The sequence below is a fragment of the Streptomyces sp. NPDC037083 genome, from assembly GCF_055606485.1.
The window spans coordinates 370,942-391,260 of sequence record NZ_JBVJSQ010000007.1 but is presented as its reverse complement, the minus strand read 5'-3'; the positions used below and the strand labels follow the sequence as shown (position 1 = coordinate 391,260).

Genomic DNA, 20,319 nt, shown 5'->3' with positions numbered 1-20,319 from the left:
GTGTCCGACAGGGAACCGCCGCGCCGGCGCGTGCCCGGGCCCGCCCGGCCCGCCCGGCCCTCCCGCCCCGCGTCCGGCCAGCGCCGCCCGGGCGCCGGCGGCCGCCCGGCCCGCCGTCCCGCACCGCCCGCCCCCCGGTCCGCGCCCCCGCGCGTCATCCGGCTCGGCAGCCCCCGGCCCCGGCTGCGCATGGTCGGCCTCGCGCTGACGCTGGTGCTCCTTGCCTTCGTGGTCCGCCTCCTGCAGGTGCAGGCCGTCGACGCGAGCAGCTACACCGCCAAGGCCGAGCAGAACCGGTACGTCGGCCAGGTGCTGGCCGCCGAGCGTGGCGAGATCACCGACCGCACCGGCGTGGCCTTCGCGACCAGCGAGGACGCCTACGACATCACGGCCGACCCCACGATGTTCGCCCCCGAGCAGCTGAAGATCGACGACGGTCCCGAGCAGGCGGCCGTCCTGCTCGCCCCCATCCTCGGCCAGGAACAGTCCGCGCTCGTCAGGAAGCTGCGGCCCAAGGCCGAGAACGTGCGCTACGTCAAGCTCGCCGGCCGGCAGACCCCGCAGGTCTGGAAGCAGATCAGGGACCTGAGGTCCGCGCTCACCAGCAAGGCGAAGACGGACAAGTCCACGGCCAACGTACTCGCCGGGGTCTTCTCGGTGCCCAGCAGCAAGCGCGTGTACCCCAACGGCGAGCTCGCCGCCGGGATACTGGGCTGGGTCAACGCCGACGGCAAGGGCGGCGGCGGCGTCGAACAGCAGCTGGACGCGACCCTGGCCGGCAAGGACGGCAAAATCCGCTACGCCCAGTCCGGCGGCCGCCAGGTGCCCACCGCGGGCTCCACCGAGACCCCCGCCGTGCCCGGCTCCGACGTCGAGCTGACGATCGACCGTGACATCCAGTGGGCCGCGCAGAACGCCATCACCGAGCAGGTCGAGCAGTCCAAGGCGGACCGCGGTTACGTGATAGTGCAGGACACGCGCACCGGCGAGATCCTCGCCATGGCCAACTCGCCCGGCTTCGACCCCAACGACCTCTCCAAGGCCGACGCCACGGCCCTGGGCAACGCGGCCGTCCAGGACGCCTACGAGCCCGGGTCCACCGCCAAGGTCATGTCGATGGCCGCCGTGCTGGAGGAGAACGCCGCCACACCGCTGACGCACGTCACCGTGCCCAACCGGCTGCACCGCGGCGACCGGCTCTTCCAGGACGACGTCGACCACGCCACCTGGTACCTCACGCTCAACGGCGTGCTCGCCAAGTCGAGCAACATCGGCACCATCCTGGCCACCGGCCAGCTCGGCAAGACGCAGGCGCAGGCCAACCGGGTTTTGTACTCGTACCTGCGCAAGTTCGGCATCGGCAGCCACACCGGGCTCGGCTTCCCCGGCGAGACCAAGGGCATCCTCGCCGCCCCCGACAAGTGGTCGACCTCGCAGCAGTACACGATTCCTTTCGGCCAGGGCATGTCCCTCAACGCGCTGCAGGCGGCCTCCGTGTACTCCACGATCGCCAACGGCGGGGTCCGCGTCGAGCCGACCCTGGTGCGCGGCACCAAGGGACCGGACGGCCGCTTCACTCCCGCCGAGGCGCCCGGGAAAACCCGGGTCGTCAGCCAGAAGACGGCGAAGACCCTCGCCCAGATGCTGGAGTCGGTCGTGGACGACGAGCAGGGTACGGGCGCCAAGGCGCGCATCCCCGGCTACCGCGTCGCGGGCAAGACCGGCACCGCCAACCGCGTGGATCCGGCCACCGGCACCTACAAGGGATACACCTCGTCGTTCGCCGGGTTCGCGCCCGCCGACAACCCCCGGGTCACCGTGTACTGCGCCATCCAGAACGCCACCGAGGGCAGCTACTTCGGCGGCCAGATCTGCGGCCCCGTCTTCAAACAGGTCATGGAGTTCGCCCTGAAGACGCTGCAGGTCCCGCCGACCGGCGCGAAGCCCGCGAAGCTCCCGGTCTCCTTCACGCCCTGAGCGGCCCGCCCCCGGGCCGGCCGCTTCCGCCCGATCCCCCCGACGACCCGCCCCCGCCCGCCCACGACCCCCGCCCGCCACTGTTCAGCGCCGAACAAGCCAGGAACCGAGCCCGTGACCATGATCACTCCCGACCCCGGGAAACCCGCGTCGCCCGCGTCCCCCGCAGCGCCCTCGCTTCGCCCCCGGGCGGGTACGCCCGGTACGCTCACCGCCGTGCCACACGCTGATCAGTCCCAAACCACCCAGAAGGGCGCTTCCGTGACATATCCGGGACCGCCGCGACCGGCCCAGGTCTCCGCCACACCCCTCGTGGAGCTCGCCGGTCAGCTGGGGGCCGAGCAGCCGGAGAGCGCCGCAGTCGAGGTCACGGGTATCACCCACGACTCGCGCGCGGTCCGCCCCGGCGATCTGTACGCCGCGCTCCCCGGCGCCCGCCTGCACGGCGCGGACTTCGTCACCCAGGCCGCGAGCCTGGGCGCGGTCGCCGTGCTGACCGATCCGGCCGGTGCCGAGCGCGTCGCCGCGACCGGTCTGCCGGCCCTGGTCGTCGACGACCCGCGCGGACGGATGGGCGAGCTGGCGGCCACGATCTACGGCCGCCCCGGCCGCGACCTCCTCCAGATCGGCATCACCGGCACCTCCGGCAAGACCACCACGGCGTACCTCGTCGAGGGCGGTCTGAAGTCGGTCAGGTCCACCGGACTCATCGGCACCGTCGAGATGCGCATCGGCGACGAGCGCATCAAGTCCGAGCGCACCACCCCCGAGGCCACCGACCTCCAGGCCCTGTTCGCGGTCATGCGCGAGCGGGGCGTCGAGGCGGTCGCCATGGAGGTCTCCAGCCACGCACTGGTCCTCGGCCGGGTCGACGGCTGCGTCTTCGACATCGCCGTGTTCAACAACCTCAGCCCGGAGCACATGGAGTTCCACTCCGGCATGGAGGACTACTTCCAGGCCAAGGCACAGCTGTTCACGCGGAAACGCAGCAAACTCGGCGTGGTCAACTTCGACGACGAGTACGGCCGCCGACTGGTCGACGAGGCGGAGGTCCCCGTCGTCACCTTCTCCGCCGAGGGGCACCCCGACGCCGACTGGCGCGCGATCGACGTCGAGATCGGTCCGCTGGACTCGACGTTCACCGTCATGGGCCCGGACGGGGTGCGGGTGGCCGCCAGGTCGCCGCTGCCGGGCTCCTTCAACGTGGCGAACACCCTCGCCGCGATCGTGTCCCTCGCCGCCGCCGGCATCGACGCGCAGACCGCCGCCGACGGCGTCGCCGCCGTGCCCGGCGTGCCGGGCCGCCTGGAGCGGGTGGACGCCGGTCAGGCCTACCTCGCGGTCGTCGACTACGCCCACAAGACGGACGCCGTCGAGTCGGTCCTCAAGGCGCTGCGCAAGGTCACCAAGGGGCGGCTGCACGTCGTCCTCGGGTGCGGCGGCGACCGGGACCGCACCAAGCGCGGCCCGATGGGCGCCGCCGTGGCCCGGCTCGCCGACACCGCCGTGCTGACCTCCGACAACCCCCGCTCCGAGGACCCTCTGGCGATCCTCGCGACCATGCTCGAGGGCGCGGCGTCCGTGCCCGCGCACGAGCGCGGCGAGGTCCTGCTGTTCGAGGACCGGGCCGCCGCGATCGGCGCGGTCGTCGCCCGCGCGCACGCCGGGGACACCGTGCTGGTCGCGGGCAAGGGCCATGAGCAGGGCCAGGACATCGCCGGCGTCGTCCGTCCGTTCGACGACCGCCAGGTGCTTCGCGAAGCTATCCAGCAGACCCAGGGATGAACTTGTGATCGCCCTCTCCCTCGCCGAGATCGCAGCAGTCGTCGGCGGGCAGACGCACGACATACCGGATCCGTCCGCGCAGGTCACCGGACCCGTCGTCCGGGACTCCCGCGAGGTGGAGCCCGGCAGCCTCTTCGTCGCCTTCGTCGGCGAACGCGTGGACGGCCACGACTACGCGGCCGCGGTCGTCGAGGCGGGCGCGGTGGCCGTACTGGCCTCGCGGCCGGTCGGCGTCCCCGCGATCGTCGTGGACGACGTCCAGGCGGCGCTCGGCGCCCTCGCCCGGCACGTCGTGCACAAGCTCGGCGTGACGCTCGTCGGTCTCACCGGCTCGGCCGGCAAGACCAGTACCAAGGACCTCATCGCGCAGGTGCTCCGGCGCAAGGCGCCGACCGTGTTCACGCCCGGCTCGCTCAACAACGAGATCGGACTGCCGCTGACGGCCCTGTCGGCCACCGAGGAGACGAAGTTCCTCGTGCTGGAGATGGGGGCCCGCGGGATCGGGCACATCCGCTACCTCACCGGTCTGACGCCCCCGAAGATCGGCCTCGTCCTGAACGTCGGCACCGCCCACATCGGCGAGTTCGGCGGCCGCGAACAGATCGCACAGGCAAAGGGCGAGCTGGTCGAGGCCCTCCCGCCCGCGAGTGAGGGCGGCGTCGCGATCCTCAACGCCGACGACCCGTCGGTGCGGGCCATGGCCTCCCGTACGAAGGCGAAGACGGTCTTTTTCGGAGAGTCCGACGAAGCGGACGTTCGGGCCGAGAACGTGCGACTCACGGACAGCGGACAGCCCGCCTTCAGCCTTCACACACCCTCCGGGTGCAGCGATGTGACCATGCGCCTGTACGGTGAGCACCACGTGTCGAACGCGCTCGCCGCGGCCGCCGTCGCCCATGAGCTGGGCATGTCCGCGGAAGAGATCGCCACCGCGCTCTCCGAGGCGGGCTCCCTCTCCCGCTGGCGGATGGAGGTCACCGAGCGCCCGGACGGCGTGACGATCGTCAACGACGCCTACAACGCGAACCCCGAGTCCATGCGAGCCGCCCTGCGCGCGCTCGCGGCCATGGGCAAGGGGCGGCGGACCTGGGCGGTGCTCGGCAAGATGGCCGAGCTCGGGGACGAGGCGCTCGCCGAGCACGACGCGGTCGGACGGCTCGCCGTCCGGCTCAATGTCGGCAAGCTCGTCGCGGTCGGGGGCAGGGAAGCCGCCTGGCTGCAACTGGGCGCATATAACGAGGGTTCGTGGGGTGAGGAGTCGGTGCACGTGTCCGACGCACAGGCGGCGGTCGACCTGTTGCGCAGCGAGTTGCGCCCGGGGGACGTCGTGCTCGTGAAGGCGTCCCGTTCGGTCGGCCTCGAGAGTGTCGCGCAGGCGCTGCTCGCGACCGGCGCCGAGGGTGAGGTCGCCGCCCGATGATGAATCAGATCCTGTTCGCGGGTGTGATCGGCCTCTTCCTGACGCTGGTCGGCACGCCACTGCTGATCAAGCTGCTGGCGCGCAAGGGCTACGGCCAGTACATCCGTGACGACGGCCCGCGTGAGCACGCCAGCAAGCGCGGTACGCCGACCATGGGCGGCATCGCCTTCATCCTGGCGACGGTCGCCGCGTACTTCCTGTCCAAGGTGATCACCGGCAAGCCGCCGACCTACTCCGGTCTGCTGGTGCTGGGCCTGATGTGCGGCATGGGCCTGGTCGGCTTCCTCGACGACTACATCAAGATCGTCAAGCGCCGTTCGCTGGGTCTGCGGGCCAAGGCGAAGATGGCCGGCCAGCTGATCGTCGGCATCGCCTTCGCCGTGCTCTCGCTGCAGTTCTCCGACGCGCGCGGCAACACCCCGGCCTCCACCAAGCTGTCGTTCATCACGGACTTCGGCTGGACGATCGGCCCGGTGCTGTTCGTGGTCTGGGCGCTGTTCATGATCCTCGCGATGTCCAACGGCGTGAACCTGACGGACGGTCTGGACGGTCTCGCCACCGGCGCCTCCGTCCTGGTCTTCGGCGCCTACACCTTCATCGGCGTCTGGCAGTTCCAGGAGTCCTGCGCCAACGGCGAGACCCTGACCAACCCCAGCGCCTGTTACGAGGTGCGCGACCCGCTGGACCTCGCGGTCATCGCGTCCGCGCTGATGGGCGCCTGCCTCGGCTTCCTGTGGTGGAACACCTCGCCGGCCAAGATCTTCATGGGCGACACCGGTTCGCTGGCGCTCGGCGGCGTGCTCGCGGGCCTCGCGATCTGCTCCCGCACCGAGCTGCTGATCGCCCTCCTCGGCGGCCTGTTCGTGCTGATCACCATGTCGGTGGTCATCCAGGTCGGCTCCTTCAAGCTCACCGGCAAGCGCGTCTTCCGGATGGCGCCACTGCAGCACCACTTCGAACTCAAGGGCTGGTCCGAAGTCCTGGTGGTGGTCCGTTTCTGGATCATCCAGGGCATCTGTGTGATCGTCGGACTGGGCATCTTCTACGCGGGATGGGCAGCGGACAAGTGACCGACTGGCAGGGGAAGAACGTCACCGTCGCCGGGCTCGGCGTCTCCGGCATCCCGGCGGCCAAGGTGCTGCGCGGGCTCGGCGCGAACGTCACCGTCGTCAACGACGGCGACGACGCACGCGCGCGTGAGCAGGCCGCCGAGCTCGAGGCGCTGGGCGTCACCGTGCGCCTCGGCGACGGGGCGACCCTGCCCGAGGGCACCGAACTCATCGTCACCGCACCCGGCTGGAAGCCGGACAAGCCGCTGTTCACGGCGGCGCACGAGGCCGGGGTCCCGGTCTGGGGCGACGTCGAACTGGCCTGGCGGCTCAGGGAACTGGACGGCAGGAAGGCCGCGCCCTGGCTGTGCGTCACGGGCACCAACGGCAAGACGACCACCACCCAGATGCTGGCCTCCATCCTCAAGGCGGCCGGCCTGCGCACGGCGGCCGTCGGCAACATCGGGGTCTCCCTGCTGGACGCGGTGCTCGGGGACGAGGAGTACGACGTCCTGGCCGTCGAACTCTCCAGCTACCAGCTGCACTGGGCGCCCTCCCTTCGCGCCCACTCCGCCACGGTCCTGAACCTGGCCCCCGACCACCTCGACTGGCACGGCTCCATGGAGGCGTACGCCAGGGACAAGGGGCGCGTCTACGAGGGCAATCGGGTCGCCTGCGTCTACAACGTCGCCGACAAGGCCACCGAGGACCTGGTGCGCGAGGCGGACGTCGAGGAGGGCTGCCGCGCGATCGGCTTCACCCTCGGCGCCCCCGCCCCGTCCCAACTCGGCGTGGTGGACGGCATCCTGGTCGACCGCGCCTTCGTCGAGAACCGGCAGAAGAACGCCCAGGAGCTCGCCGAGGTCGCCGACGTCGACCCGCCGGCCCCGCACAACATCGCCAACGCCCTTGCGGCGGCGGCCCTCGCACGCGCCTTCGGGGTGCCCCCCAGGGCCGTCCGGGACGGTCTGCGGGCCTTCACCCCGGACGCCCACCGCATCGCCCACGTGGCGGACGTGGACGGCGTCGCGTACGTCGACGACTCCAAGGCGACCAACACGCATGCGGCACAGGCCTCGTTGGCGGCCTACGCGTCGATCGTCTGGATCGCGGGCGGACTGGCCAAGGGGGCGACCTTCGACGAGCTGGTCGCCGAGTCGGCCGGGCGGCTGCGCGGCGCTGTGCTCATCGGCGCCGACCGCGCCCTGATCCGGGAAGCCCTGGCGCGACACGCCCCGGAAGTACCCGTCGTCGAGCTCGACCGGACCGACACTGGGGCGATGCTCGCGGCTGTCCAGGAGGCTCGGCGCCTCGCCGTGGAAGGCGACACGGTGCTCCTCGCCCCGGCCTGCGCCTCCATGGACATGTTCGTCAACTACAACCAGCGCGGTGACGCGTTCGCACAGGCCGTTCGCGAACTCGGCGCCTGACCCGGCCGCCTGCCGGGCGACCTTGGGAGGGACGCGTGGGACCGTCACGGCCGACGTACAGCGGACACATCGCGTGCGGAGCGGCAGATGCCCGGTAGCCGTACCGGGCGTCCGCCCGTCCAGCGGACCGTCCGCCGACCCCCGACCGCCTCCCGGCCGGGCCGCGACAACCCCGTACGACGGCTCTACACGCGCGCCCAGAAGGCCTGGGACCGGCCGCTGACCGCCTACTACCTGATCTTCGGCGGCAGCCTGCTGATCACCGTGCTGGGCCTCGTGATGGTCTACTCGGCCTCCCAGATCACCGCACTGCAGATGTCGTTGCCGGGGTCGTTCTTCTTCCGCAAACAGTTCCTGGCCGCCTCCATCGGGGCCGTGCTGCTGCTGGCCGCGTCCCGGATGCCAGTGAAGCTGCACCGCGGGCTCGCCTACCCGATCCTCGCGGGCGCCGTCTTCCTGATGGCGCTGGTGCAGGTGCCGGGGATAGGGATGTCGGTCAACGGCAACCAGAACTGGATCTCGCTCGGCGGTTCCTTCCAGATCCAGCCCAGCGAGTTCGGCAAGCTCGCCCTGGTGCTGTGGGGCGCCGACCTGCTCGCCCGCAAACAGGACAGGAAGCTGCTGGCCCAGTGGAAGCACATGCTGGTGCCGCTCGTGCCGGTGGCGTTCATACTGCTCGGGCTGATCATGCTCGGCGGCGACATGGGCACGGCGATCATCCTGACGGCGATCCTGTTCGGCCTGCTGTGGCTCGCGGGGGCGCCCACACGGCTCTTCGTCGGGGTCCTGTCGATCGCCGCCGCACTCGGTGTGATCCTCATCAAGACCAGCCCGAACCGCATGGCCCGGCTGCAGTGCATCGGCGCGACCGACCCCGGCCCCGGGGACGCCTGCTGGCAGGCCGTGCACGGGATCTACGCCCTGGCCTCCGGCGGGATCTTCGGTTCCGGGCTCGGCGCGAGTGTGGAGAAATGGGGCCAACTCCCCGAAGCCCACACCGACTTCATCTTCGCCGTCACCGGTGAGGAACTGGGCCTCGCGGGGACGCTGTCGGTGCTCGCCCTGTTCGCGGCTCTAGGCTATGCGGGTATCCGCGTGGCCGGACGCACGGAGGACCCCTTCGTGAGGTATGCCGCGGGAGGCGTGACCACGTGGATCACCGCTCAGGCGGTGATCAACATAGGTGCGGTGCTCGGCCTGCTGCCGATCGCCGGCGTCCCCCTCCCGCTGTTCTCCTACGGGGGCTCCGCCCTGCTGCCGACCATGTTCGCCATCGGGCTGCTGATCGCCTTCGCACGCGACGAGCCCGCTGCGCGGGCGGCGCTTGCGATGCGACACCCCCGCTTTGGTAGAAAACGGGGGGCGGGGGGCTCGGCGTTCGACCGGAGCCCCCGGAGATGGAACACGATGCGACGGCGTGCCTCGGCGGCGCGCCCGTCCGGAGAGCGGTGAATTTCGGTGCATGTCGTACTCGCTGGTGGGGGGACCGCCGGCCACATCGAGCCCGCGCTCGCCCTCGCGGACGCCCTGCGCAGGCAGGACCCCGGTGTGGGGATCACGGCCCTGGGCACGGAGCGCGGCCTGGAGACCACGCTCGTTCCGCAGCGGGGCTACGAGCTCGCGCTGATCCCCGCCGTGCCGCTGCCGCGCAAGCCCACCCCTGAGCTGATCACCGTCCCGGGCCGGCTGCGCGGCACGATCAAGGCCGCCGAGCAGATCCTGGAGCGCACCAAGGCGGACTGCGTCGTCGGTTTCGGCGGTTATGTGGCCCTGCCCGGCTACCTCGCCGCCAAGCGCCTCGGCGTGCCGATCGTCGTCCACGAGGCCAACGCCCGCCCCGGCCTGGCCAACAAGATCGGCTCGCGCTACGCGGCCCGGGTCGCCGTCTCCACGCCCGACAGCAAGCTGCGCGACGCCCGCTACATCGGCATTCCGCTGCGCCGCTCCATCGCCACCCTGGACCGGGCCGCGGCCCGCCCCGAGGCCCGGCACATGTTCGGCCTCGACCCCAACCTGCCGACCCTGCTGGTCTCCGGCGGCTCGCAGGGCGCCCGGCGCCTCAACGAGGTCGTCCAGCAGGTCGCGCCCTGGCTGCAGCAGGCCGGCATCCAGATCCTGCACGCGGTCGGCCCGAAGAACGAACTGCCGCATGTGCAGCAGATGCCGGGGATGCCCCCCTACATCCCGGTACCGTACGTGGAGCGCATGGACCTCGCGTACGCCGCCGCCGACATGATGCTCTGCCGCGCGGGCGCGATGACCGTCGCCGAACTGTCCGCCGTCGGGCTCCCCGCCGCCTATGTCCCGCTGCCCATCGGCAACGGCGAACAGCGGCTGAACGCCCAGCCGGTGGTCAAGGCGGGCGGCGGCCTGCTGGTCGACGACGCGGAACTGACCCCTGACTGGGTCCGGGAGAACGTCCTGCCCGTGCTCGCCGACCCGCACCGGCTGTACGAGATGTCGCGTGCCGCCAGCGAGTTCGGCCGCCGGGACGCCGACGACCTGCTCGTCGGCATGGTGTACGAGGCGATCGCCGCCAGCCGTGCACACCGTTAGGTAACGCATCGGCCGGTGAGCCGACGGGGCACGGCGGTGCCGAGAGGCCGCGCACGCGGAGGCCCGAGGGGCCGGGCGCGGCCGGCCCCTCGGCGCCGGCCGCCGCGCCCCTGAGGCGAACCGGGCCAGGAAAGGGAGTGCGCGTGGCCGGATCCGCCACCGCCGAGCGCGGTGCACGTCGGCAGGAGCCGCCGTCCGGCCCGCCTCTCGTCCGGCGGCTCGGGCCGCGCGGGCTTCGTGTGATCATCATTCTTGCGTTGGCCGTCGTGCTCCTGGGCGCCGGCGTCGTCTGGGTGCTGTACGGCTCGCAGTGGCTGCGGGTGCAGCGCGTCGCCGTCTCGGGCACTGCCGTGCTGACGCCGCAACAGGTGCGCGAAGCCGCCGACGTGCCGGTCGGAGCGCCGTTGATTTCCCTCGACACCGGCGCGATCGAGACGCGACTGCGCAGGGAATTGCCCCGAATCGACTCGGTTGACGTGGTCCGTTCCTGGCCTCATGGAATCGGTCTGAAAGTGACCGAACGTACCCCGGTCCTGCTTGTCCAAAAGGGGTCGAAGTTCGTGGAAGTGGACGATGAAGGCGTCCGTTTCGCCACGGTTTCCGAGGCCCCCAAAGGGGTGCCGCTTCTGGAAATGGCGGCGCCCTCCTCGCGTTCGGCCGCCGCGAGTCTGCGCCGTTTCGGCGAGGCCAGGCTGGTGCGTGAGGCGGTCCGGGCGGCGGGATCGCTGCCGGCCGGCGTCGCGCGCGACACCCGGCTGGTCAAGGTCCGTTCCTATGACGACATCTCGCTGGAGCTGGGCGGCGGCCGTACGGTCGCCTGGGGGAGCGCCGAGAAGGGGGCCGCGAAGGGGCGCGCACTCACCGCTCTCATGAAAGCCGCCCCGGCCGCCCGGCACTTCGACGTCAGTGCTCCCACCGCCCCTGCGTCATCAGGGAGTTGACGCACATCCGCGCAGGCCAGCACCCTGGTTGGGCAGCGACACGGCTGATCACATAGGGTGAAAAGAAAAACGGGAGGTTCGGCGTGTTCGTTGAACGGGCGCCACTTGTCGACTTAGTGTCCTGTTCAGAAGACTTCAAGGAACGGACACACTGGTAACCCTAAACTTCAGCGTTAGGGTTCGGGTCGGCGAAACGGACCGTCCCATTCGGCATCAGTCGTCGGATCGCATCACCTGCGAGGCGACGACACGTAACTCGAGGCGAGAGGCCTTCGACGTGGCAGCACCGCAGAACTACCTCGCAGTCATCAAAGTCATCGGTGTCGGCGGCGGTGGTGTCAATGCCATCAACCGGATGATCGAGGTCGGTCTCAAGGGCGTCGAGTTCATCGCCATCAACACCGACGCGCAGGCGCTGTTGATGAGCGACGCCGACGTCAAGCTCGACGTCGGCCGCGAACTCACCCGCGGACTCGGCGCCGGCGCCAACCCGGCCGTCGGCCGCAAGGCCGCCGAGGATCACCGCGAGGAGATCGAGGAGGTCCTCAAGGGGGCCGACATGGTCTTCGTAACGGCCGGTGAGGGCGGCGGCACCGGTACCGGCGGCGCGCCGGTCGTGGCCAACATCGCCCGCTCCCTGGGCGCCCTCACCATCGGCGTGGTCACCCGCCCCTTCACCTTCGAGGGCCGGCGCCGCGCCAACCAGGCCGAGGACGGCATCGCCGAACTCCGCGAAGAGGTCGACACCCTCATCGTCATCCCCAACGACCGCCTGCTGTCCATCTCGGACCGCCAGGTCTCGGTCCTGGACGCCTTCAAGTCGGCGGACCAGGTCCTGCTCTCCGGCGTCCAGGGCATCACGGACCTGATCACCACCCCCGGTCTGATCAACCTCGACTTCGCCGACGTCAAGTCGGTCATGTCCGAGGCCGGTTCGGCGCTCATGGGCATCGGCTCGGCCCGCGGGGACGACCGTGCGGTGGCCGCTGCCGAGATGGCGATCTCCTCGCCGCTGCTGGAGGCCTCCATCGACGGCGCCCGGGGCGTGCTGCTCTCCATCTCCGGCGGCTCCGACCTCGGCCTGTTCGAGATCAACGAGGCCGCCCAGCTGGTCAGCGAGGCGGCCCACCCCGAGGCCAACATCATCTTCGGCGCGGTCATCGACGACGCGCTCGGCGACGAGGTCCGGGTCACCGTCATCGCGGCCGGCTTCGACGGGGGACAGCCCCCGGCCCGCCGGGAGACCGTCATGGGCCAGTCCTCGTCCTCGGCCCGCCGTGAGGAGCCCACTCCGGTACGGCAGCCCGAGAGCCGGCCGTCCTTCGGCTCGCTCGGCAGCGTCACGCCGAAGGAGGAGCCCGAGCCGGCCCCCGAGCCGGTGGCCGACCTCCCGGTGTCCCCGCCGGTGCCGCCGTCGCGGACCTACTCGGACAGCGCGGCCGAGGAACTGGACGTGCCGGACTTCCTGAAGTGATAGGACAGCGCGAGAGCGTGAGCGGCGCGCACTTCGCCTTCACCGACCGGTGGGGCGGAGTGAGCGCCGCTCCGTATGAGGAGCTCAACCTCGGCGGAGCGGTCGGCGACGACTCCGACGCCGTACGCGCCAATCGCGAGCTGGCCGCCAAGTCGCTGGGACTGGACCCGGGCCGGGTGGTCTGGATGAACCAGGTGCACGGCGACGACGTGGCCGAGGTCGACGGGCCGTGGACCACCCCGCTGACCCCGCCGGTCGACGGCCTGGTGACCGCGACCCGCGGACTCGCGCTCGCCGTGCTGACGGCGGACTGCGTGCCGGTGCTGCTCGCCGACCCCGTGGCCGGGGTGGTCGCCGCCGCCCATGCGGGAAGGCCCGGCATGGTCAAGGGCATCGTGCCGGCGGCGATCGACGCGATGGAGTCGCTCGGCGCCGACCCCGCCCGGATCGTGGCCCGCACCGGACCCGCCGTGTGCGGCCGGTGCTACGAGGTGCCGGAGACGATGCGAGCCGAGGTGGCCGCCGTCGAGCCGGCGGCGCACGCCGAGACGAGCTGGGGCACGCCGGCGGTCGACGTGACCGCGGGAGTGCAGGCCCAGCTCGACCGGCTCGGCGTGCGGGACCGGCAGGCCTCGCCCGTGTGCACCCGGGAGTCGAACGATCACTTCTCGTACCGCCGCGATCGCACCACGGGGCGACTCGCGGGATATGTCTGGCTGGACTGATGGACATGACGGACCGTAAGGGCGAACTCGCCGCAAACCTGGCGAAGGTGGAGGAGCGCATCGCCGCCGCGTGCGCGGCCGCCGGGCGCGGTCGGGAGGAGGTGACCCTGATCGTGGTCACCAAAACCTACCCGGCGAGCGATGTGCGGATCCTGGCGGAGCTCGGCGTGCGTCATGTCGCCGAGAACAAGGACCAGGACGCGGCGCCCAAGGCGGCCGAGTGCTCCGACCTGCCGCTTCGGTGGCACTTCGTGGGGCAGTTGCAGACCAACAAGGTGCGTTCGGTGGTCGGTTACGCGGACGTGGTGCAGTCGGTGGACCGGGCCCGGCTGGTGACGGCTCTGTCGAAGGAGGCCGTACGGGCCGGCCGCGAGGTGGGCTGTCTCGTCCAGGTCGCCCTCGACGCCGGGTCGGGCGAGCGGGGCGAGCGGGGCGGCGTCGCTCCAAGCGGCGTCGCGGAGTTGGCCGACCTGGTCGCCGGTTCGCCGGGACTGCGGATCGACGGACTGATGACCGTCGCACCCCTGACCGGGGAGTACGCCGGACGTCAACGAGCGGCGTTCGGGCGGTTGATGGATTTGTCGACTGACCTGCGCCGAGCCCATCCGGCTGCGAACATGGTGTCCGCAGGGATGAGTGCGGACCTCGAGGAGGCCGTGGCGGCCGGAGCGACACATGTACGCGTCGGCACTGCGGTACTCGGAGTCCGCGCCAGGCTCGGGTAACGTCGCCAGGAAGTCGGACCACAGCAGAAAATATGGTCATTACCGCCGAAAGGCGGACACAAGGGCCACGTGGATCGCGGGACTTGGCAGTCGGAAGTCGATCCACCACAGAGCGGAGGACTCAGAGCATGGCCGGCGCGATGCGCAAGATGGCGGTCTACCTCGGCCTCGTGGAGGACGATGGGTACGACGGCCGGGGATTCGACCCCGATGACGACTTCGAACCCGAGCTCGACCCGGAGCCCGAACGGGATCACCGGCGGCACGAGCCGTCCCACCAGTCACACGGAGCGCATCAGTCCCAAAGGGACGAAGAGGTGCGAATCGTGCAGCCGCCCGCTCCGCGCGAGCCGGTGGCCCGATCCGCTTCGCTCGCCGCGGAATCCGGACGTCCGGCGCGCATCGCGCCCGTGGCATCCATCACACAAGAACGCCAGTCCCTGGAGAAGAACGCACCGGTGATCATGCCCAAGGTCGTGTCCGAACGAGAGCCGTACCGGATCACCACGCTTCACCCCCGGACCTACAACGAGGCCCGTACCATCGGGGAACACTTCCGTGAGGGCACCCCGGTGATCATGAATCTGACTGAGATGGATGACACAGACGCGAAGCGACTTGTCGACTTTGCGGCCGGTTTGGTGTTTGGTCTTCACGGCAGCATCGAGCGGGTGACGCAGAAGGTGTTCCTGTTGTCGCCTGCTAACGTCGATGTCACGGCGGAGGACAAGGCCCGCATCGCAGAGGGCGGGTTCTTCAACCAGAGCTGAGACGCAAGACCGGAACAAGGCAGTACAGAGCAGGGGAGAGGGAAGCACCGAACATGAGCGTGGTCCTGGATGTCGTCTACATCGCGCTGATGGTCTTCCTCATCGTGCTCATCTTCCGGTTGGTCATGGACTACGTCTTCCAGTTCGCCCGCTCATGGCAGCCCGGCAAGGCGATGGTGGTCGTTCTGGAGGCCACCTACACTGTCACCGATCCACCGCTCAAGCTTCTGCGGCGGGTCATCCCGCCGTTGCGTCTCGGGGGCGTGGCGCTCGATCTGTCCTTCTTCGTACTGATGATCATCGTCTACATCCTGATCTCGATCGTGAGCCGGCTGTGAGCGATGTGAACTACCGTCTTGCCGATGCCGACGACTACGTTGAGGTGAAGAGATGCCGTTGACCCCCGAGGACGTGCGGAACAAGCAGTTCACGACCGTCCGCCTCCGAGAAGGCTATGACGAGGACGAGGTCGATGCCTTCCTCGACGAGGTCGAAGCCGAACTGACCCGCCTGCTCCGCGAGAACGAGGACCTGCGCGCCAAGCTGGCCGCGGCGACGCGTGCTGCTGCCCAGAACCAGCAGAACATGCGCAAGCCCCCGGAGCAGGACCAGCAGCAGGGCGGCATGCAGCAGCAGGGTGGCATGCAGCAGGGCGGCATGCAGCAGCAGGGGATGCCCCAGCAGGGGATGCCTCCGCAGGGGATGCCGCAGCAGGGCATGCGAGGCCCGGGCGGCCCGGTGCCCGCCGGCATATCGGGCCCGCCGCAGCAGCAGATGGGTGGCCCCATGGGTGGCCCGCCCCAGCTGCCGAGCGGTGCGCCGCAGCTGCCCGCCGGCCCCGGTGGCGGTCAGGGCGGTCCGCAGGGTCCCGGCCCGATGGGTCAGGGTCCGATGGGCCAGGGCCCCATGGGTCAGGGTCCGATGGGCGGCCAGCCCCCCATGCAGCAGCAGATGGGTGGCCCGATGGGCGGCCCCATGGGCGGTCCGATGGGCGGCCCCGGTCAGGGCCCGGGTGGCGACAGCGCCGCGCGTGTCCTCTCGCTGGCCCAGCAGACCGCCGACCAGGCGATCGCCGAGGCCCGTTCCGAGGCCAACAAGATCGTCGGTGAGGCGCGTTCGCGTGCCGAGGGTCTCGAGCGTGACGCCCGTGCCAAGGCCGACGCCCTGGAGCGGGACGCGCAGGAGAAGCACCGCGTCGCCATGGGCTCCCTGGAGTCCGCCCGCGCCACGCTGGAGCGCAAGGTCGAGGACCTGCGCGGATTCGAGCGCGAGTACCGTACGCGGCTGAAGTCCTACCTCGAGTCCCAGCTGCGTCAGCTGGAGACCCAGGCCGACGACTCCCTCGCTCCGCCGCGTACCCCGGCCACGGCCTCCCTGCCGCCGTCCCCGGCGCCCTCGATGGCTCCGGCCGGCGCGAGTGCCCCGTCCTACGGCGGCAACCCGGGCATGGGTGCTCCGAGCCCGGCCGCTCCGTCCTACGGCGGCCAGCAGCAGATGTCGCCGGCGATGACTCAGCCGATGGCTCCGGTGCGTCCGCAGGGTCCCTCCCCGATGGGCCAGGCTCCCTCGCCGATGCGTGGCTTCCTCATCGACGAGGACGACAACTGACGGCCAGTAGTACGCCTTAGGCGTCGGCAGCGTTCAAAGGGCGGGACCCCGGATCACGATCCGGGGTCCCGCCCTTTTTACGCGTGTTGACGATGTTGACGTGCGGTGCGCCGGTTGCGCGCCGAGCCGAAGGGCCCGGCCCCCTGGGGGAGCCGGGCCCTTCGGCGTGCGGCCCTACGCCTTGCGCAGGCGGAACGTCAGGGTCAGGGCCTCGTCCGTGAACGGGGCGCCGTAGGAGTCGTCCGCCTCGCCCTGGGCGAAGTCCGTGGCGAGGACCTCGTCGGCGATGAGACCGGCGTGGCCGGACAGGGCCTCGACCGTGGCCGGGTCGGTCGCGGTCCAGCGCAGCGCGATGCGGTCGGCGACGTCGAGGCCGCTGTTCTTGCGGGCCTCCTGGATCAGCCGGATCGCGTCACGGGCCAGGCCCGCGCGGCGCAGCTCCTCGGTGATCTCCAGGTCCAGGGCGACCGTGGCGCCGGAGTCGGAGGCGACGGACCAGCCCTCGCGCGGGGTCTCCGTGATGATCACCTCGTCGGGCGCGAGGGCGATCGTCTCGCCCTCGACCTCCACCGACGCCGTGCCCTCGCGCAGGGCGAGGGACAGCGCGGCCGCGTCGGCGTTCGCGACCGCCTTGGCCACGTCCTGGACGCGCTTGCCGAACCGCTTGCCCAGGGCGCGGAAGTTGGCCTTGGCCGTCGTGTCGACCAGCGACCCGCCCACCTCCGAGAGGGACGCCAGGGACTCGACGTTCAGCTCCTCCGTGATCTGCGCGTGCAGTTCGGGGGAGAGGGCGTCGAAGCCGGCGGCGGCGACCAGGGCGCGCTGAAGCGGCTGGCGGGTCTTGACGCCCGACTCCGCGCGCGTGGCGCGGCCCAGCTCCACCAGGCGGCGGACCAGGACCATCTGCTTCGACAGCTCCGGGTCGATCGCCGAGAGGTCGGCCTGCGGCCAGGAGGAGAGGTGCACGGACTCCGGGGCCCCGGGGGTGACCGGCACGATCAGGTCCTGCCAGACCCGCTCGGTGATGAACGGGGTCAGCGGGGCCATGAGCTTCGTGACGGTCTCGACGACCTCGTGCAGCGTGCGCAGCGCCGCCTTGTCGCCCTGCCAGAAGCGGCGACGGGAGCGGCGGACGTACCAGTTGGACAGGTCGTCGACGAACGCGGAGAGCAGCTTGCCGGCGCGCTGGGTGTCGTAGGCCTCCAGGGCCTGCGTCACCTGGTCGGTGAGCGCGTGGAGTTCGGACAGCAGCCAGCGGTCGAGCAGCGGGCGGTCGGCGGGGGCCGGGTCGGCCCCGCTCGGCGCCCAGCCGGACGTGCGCGCGTACAGCGCCTGGAAGGCGACCGTGTTCCAGTACGTCAGGAGCGTCTTGCGGACGACCTCCTGGATGGTGCCGTGGCCCACCCGGCGGGCCGCCCACGGCGAGCCGCCGGCCGCCATGAACCAGCGGACCGCGTCGGCGCCGTGCTGGTCCATCAGCGGGATCGGCTGCAGGATGTTGCCCAGGTGCTTGGACATCTTGCGGCCGTCCTCGGCGAGGATGTGGCCCAGGCAGACGACGTTCTCGTAACTGGACTTGTCGAAGACGAGCGTGCCGACCGCCATCAGCGTGTAGAACCAGCCGCGGGTCTGGTCGATGGCCTCGGAGATGAACTGCGCCGGGTAGCGGGACTCGAACAGGTCCTTGTTCTTGTACGGGTAGCCCCACTGCGCGAACGGCATCGAGCCCGAGTCGTACCAGGCGTCGATGACCTCCGGCACGCGCGTGGCCGTCCGCCCGCAGTCGTCGTGCCGGCACGCGAAGGTGACGGCGTCGATGTACGGGCGGTGCGGGTCCAGCTCCGACTGGTCCGTGCCGGTGAGCTCGGTGAGCTCCGCGCGTGAGCCGACGACGGTGAGGTGGTCGTCCTCACAGCGCCAGATCGGCAGCGGGGTGCCCCAGTAGCGGCTGCGGGACAGCGCCCAGTCGATGTTGTTGTTGAGCCAGTCGCCGAAGCGGCCGTGCTTGACCGTGTCGGGGAACCAGTTGGTCTTCTCGTTCTCCTGCAGCAGACGGTCCTTGACGGCCGTCGTGCGGATGTACCAGGACGGCTGCGCGTAGTAGAGGAGCGCGGTGTGGCAGCGCCAGCAGTGCGGGTAGCTGTGCTCGTACGGGATGTGCCTGAAGAGGAGGCCGCGCTGCTGGAGGTCCTCGGTGAGCTTTTCGTCCGCCTTCTTGAAGAAGACGCCGCCGACCATGGGGACGGACTCCTCGAAGGTGCCGTCCGGGCGGACCGGGTTCACCACGGGCAGGCCGTAGGAGCGGCAGACCTTGAGGTCGTCCTCGCCGAAGGCGGGCGACTGGTGGACCAGACCGGTGCCGTCCTCGGTGGTGACGTACTCGGCGTTGACGACGTAGTGCGCCTCGGCCGGGAACTCCACGAGCTCGAACGGACGTTGATACGTCCAGCGCTCCATTTCGGCGCCGGTGAAGGTCTGCCCGGTGGTCTCCCAGCCCTCGCCGAGCGCCTTGGCGACGAGCGGCTCGGCGACGACGAGCTTCTCCTCGCCGTCGGTGGCGACGACGTAGGTCACGTCGGGGTGGGCGGCGACGGCCGTGTTGGAGACCAGGGTCCACGGGGTCGTCGTCCACACCAGGAGCGCGGCCTGGCCTGCGAGCGGACCGGAGGTGAGCGGGAAACGGACGTACACGGACGGGTCGACGACCGTCTCGTAGCCCTGGGCCAGCTCGTGGTCGGACAGGCCGGTGCCGCAGCGGGGGCACCAGGGGGCGACGCGGTGGTCCTGGACCAGCAGGCCCTTGTTGAAGATCTCCTTCAGCGACCACCAGACCGACTCGATGTACTCGGGGTCCATCGTGACGTAGGCGTCGTCGAGGTCGACCCAGTAGCCCATGCGGGTCGTCAGGTCGGAGAAGGCGTCGGTGTGGCGGAGCACGGACTCGCGGCACCTGGCGTTGAAGTCGGCGATGCCGTACGCCTCGATGTCCTTCTTGCCGCTGAAGCCGAGCTCCTTCTCGACCGCCAGCTCCACCGGGAGCCCGTGGCAGTCCCAGCCGGCCTTGCGGGCCACGTGGTAGCCGCGCATGGTGCGGAAGCGGGGGAAGACGTCCTTGAAGACGCGCGCCTCGATGTGGTGGGCGCCCGGCATGCCGTTCGCGGTGGGCGGGCCCTCGTAGAACACCCACTCGGGGCGGCCCTCGGACTGCTCCAGGCTCTTGGCAAAGATCTTCTGCTCGCGCCAGAAGTCGAGCACCGCGTGCTCGAGGGCGGGCAGGTCGACCTGGGCGGGCACCTGGCGGTACTGCGTCATCGATCTTCCTCCGGCGGACGTACTGCCTTCCGTCGGAGGGACGAGAGCCTTGTTGCCTGTCTACGCCGTGTGCGGCGCGCTCCCGCGGTACCACCCTCCTTGGCCCTCCGGTGCGCCCTGCGCTCCGGTGAGCCCCCTCATTGGGGTCGCGATGCCGGGTCTACCAACCCACGAGGGGCCTTCTTCCGGCGGCTCCGGGGTGATCTTCACGTCGCGCTCGCCCCCGGGCTCCCACCGTCCCCGGGTCGCTCTGGGCTGCGTACGCCGCTACTCGTCCCCATCCACGCTTTTCGCTCCGCCCAGTGTACGGCTCGACGACGACAGCGGCCGACCGGTTTCGGGGGCCCGCGGGCACGGCGGGCGGAGGGGTCCGGGATGCCCCGAATGGTGGCTGAATGCGGACGTGTGTCTGTTCGTATTCCGGGACGTCCCGCTGGGCGGATTACCGGGCGGGGAGTTGGGCACAACGGATGCAGGCTTGCCGCGCAGCGTGCGCGAGGCGGGCGAATCGGGCGGTGTGCCCCGTTGCCGCGGGCTCCAAGTCGAT

15 protein-coding genes are annotated in these 20,319 nt (G+C 70.7%); 14 read left to right on the top strand and 1 reads right to left on the bottom strand.

Translation table 11 applies throughout. The features are described 5' to 3' along the window. The 14 genes from ACZ7DE_RS21485 (at position 1) to ACZ7DE_RS21420 (ending at position 16,460) form a co-directional block, all read left to right on the top strand. On the top strand, positions 1-1,977 hold the full coding sequence (locus tag ACZ7DE_RS21485) for a peptidoglycan D,D-transpeptidase FtsI family protein (protein WP_470763499.1): 1,977 nt from the start codon (positions 1-3) through the stop codon (positions 1,975-1,977). Positions 1,978-2,091: 114 nt separating this feature from the next. Further along, positions 2,092-3,762 (top strand): UDP-N-acetylmuramoyl-L-alanyl-D-glutamate--2,6-diaminopimelate ligase, encoded by a 1,671-nt coding sequence (locus ACZ7DE_RS21480; RefSeq protein WP_470763498.1) that lies wholly within the window; start codon positions 2,092-2,094, stop codon positions 3,760-3,762. 4 nt (positions 3,763-3,766) lie between these two features. Next, the gene (locus ACZ7DE_RS21475) at positions 3,767-5,182 is read left to right on the top strand and encodes a UDP-N-acetylmuramoyl-tripeptide--D-alanyl-D-alanine ligase (protein WP_470763496.1); all 1,416 of its coding nucleotides are present in this window, start codon (positions 3,767-3,769) and stop codon (positions 5,180-5,182) included. Continuing rightward, positions 5,179-6,252, top strand: a complete 1,074-nt coding sequence (mraY, locus tag ACZ7DE_RS21470; RefSeq protein ID WP_470763494.1) for a phospho-N-acetylmuramoyl-pentapeptide-transferase — start codon at positions 5,179-5,181, stop codon at positions 6,250-6,252. Before ACZ7DE_RS21475 ends, mraY begins: the two co-directional genes overlap by 4 nt. Next, positions 6,234-7,661, top strand: a complete 1,428-nt coding sequence (murD, locus tag ACZ7DE_RS21465; protein ID WP_470763492.1) for a UDP-N-acetylmuramoyl-L-alanine--D-glutamate ligase — start codon at positions 6,234-6,236, stop codon at positions 7,659-7,661. The genes mraY and murD overlap by 19 nt, the downstream gene beginning before the upstream one ends. A gap of 87 nt (positions 7,662-7,748) precedes the next feature. After that, entirely contained in the window at positions 7,749-9,113 is a 1,365-nt protein-coding gene (gene ftsW, locus ACZ7DE_RS21460; RefSeq protein WP_470763491.1) for a putative lipid II flippase FtsW, read from the top strand. Positions 9,114-9,119: 6 nt separating this feature from the next. After that, positions 9,120-10,217: an undecaprenyldiphospho-muramoylpentapeptide beta-N-acetylglucosaminyltransferase gene (murG, locus tag ACZ7DE_RS21455; protein WP_470763489.1), complete on the top strand. Its 1,098-nt coding sequence runs from the start codon at positions 9,120-9,122 to the stop codon at positions 10,215-10,217. Positions 10,218-10,360: 143 nt separating this feature from the next. After that, entirely contained in the window at positions 10,361-11,158 is a 798-nt protein-coding gene (locus ACZ7DE_RS21450; RefSeq protein ID WP_470763487.1) for a cell division protein FtsQ/DivIB, read from the top strand. A 277-nt stretch (positions 11,159-11,435) separates the two neighbouring features. After that, positions 11,436-12,632, top strand: a complete 1,197-nt coding sequence (gene ftsZ, locus ACZ7DE_RS21445; RefSeq protein ID WP_470763485.1) for a cell division protein FtsZ — start codon at positions 11,436-11,438, stop codon at positions 12,630-12,632. Continuing rightward, the gene (gene pgeF / locus ACZ7DE_RS21440) at positions 12,629-13,357 is read left to right on the top strand and encodes a peptidoglycan editing factor PgeF (RefSeq protein WP_470763484.1); all 729 of its coding nucleotides are present in this window, start codon (positions 12,629-12,631) and stop codon (positions 13,355-13,357) included. Before ftsZ ends, pgeF begins: the two co-directional genes overlap by 4 nt. A gap of 5 nt (positions 13,358-13,362) precedes the next feature. After that, positions 13,363-14,082, top strand: coding sequence for a YggS family pyridoxal phosphate-dependent enzyme (locus ACZ7DE_RS21435; RefSeq protein WP_470763482.1), 720 nt, complete (start codon positions 13,363-13,365; stop codon positions 14,080-14,082). 128 nt (positions 14,083-14,210) lie between these two features. Beyond that, positions 14,211-14,852: a cell division protein SepF gene (locus ACZ7DE_RS21430; RefSeq protein ID WP_055633826.1), complete on the top strand. Its 642-nt coding sequence runs from the start codon at positions 14,211-14,213 to the stop codon at positions 14,850-14,852. A 53-nt stretch (positions 14,853-14,905) separates the two neighbouring features. Beyond that, entirely contained in the window at positions 14,906-15,190 is a 285-nt protein-coding gene (locus ACZ7DE_RS21425; protein ID WP_020129925.1) for a YggT family protein, read from the top strand. A gap of 52 nt (positions 15,191-15,242) precedes the next feature. Then, positions 15,243-16,460 (top strand): DivIVA domain-containing protein, encoded by a 1,218-nt coding sequence (locus ACZ7DE_RS21420; protein WP_470763479.1) that lies wholly within the window; start codon positions 15,243-15,245, stop codon positions 16,458-16,460. A gap of 174 nt (positions 16,461-16,634) precedes the next feature. Here ACZ7DE_RS21420 and ileS read toward each other — a convergent pair whose 3' ends face one another. After that, entirely contained in the window at positions 16,635-19,772 is a 3,138-nt protein-coding gene (gene ileS / locus ACZ7DE_RS21415) for an isoleucine--tRNA ligase (protein WP_470763477.1), read from the bottom strand. Positions 19,773-20,319: the final 547 nt, after the last annotated feature.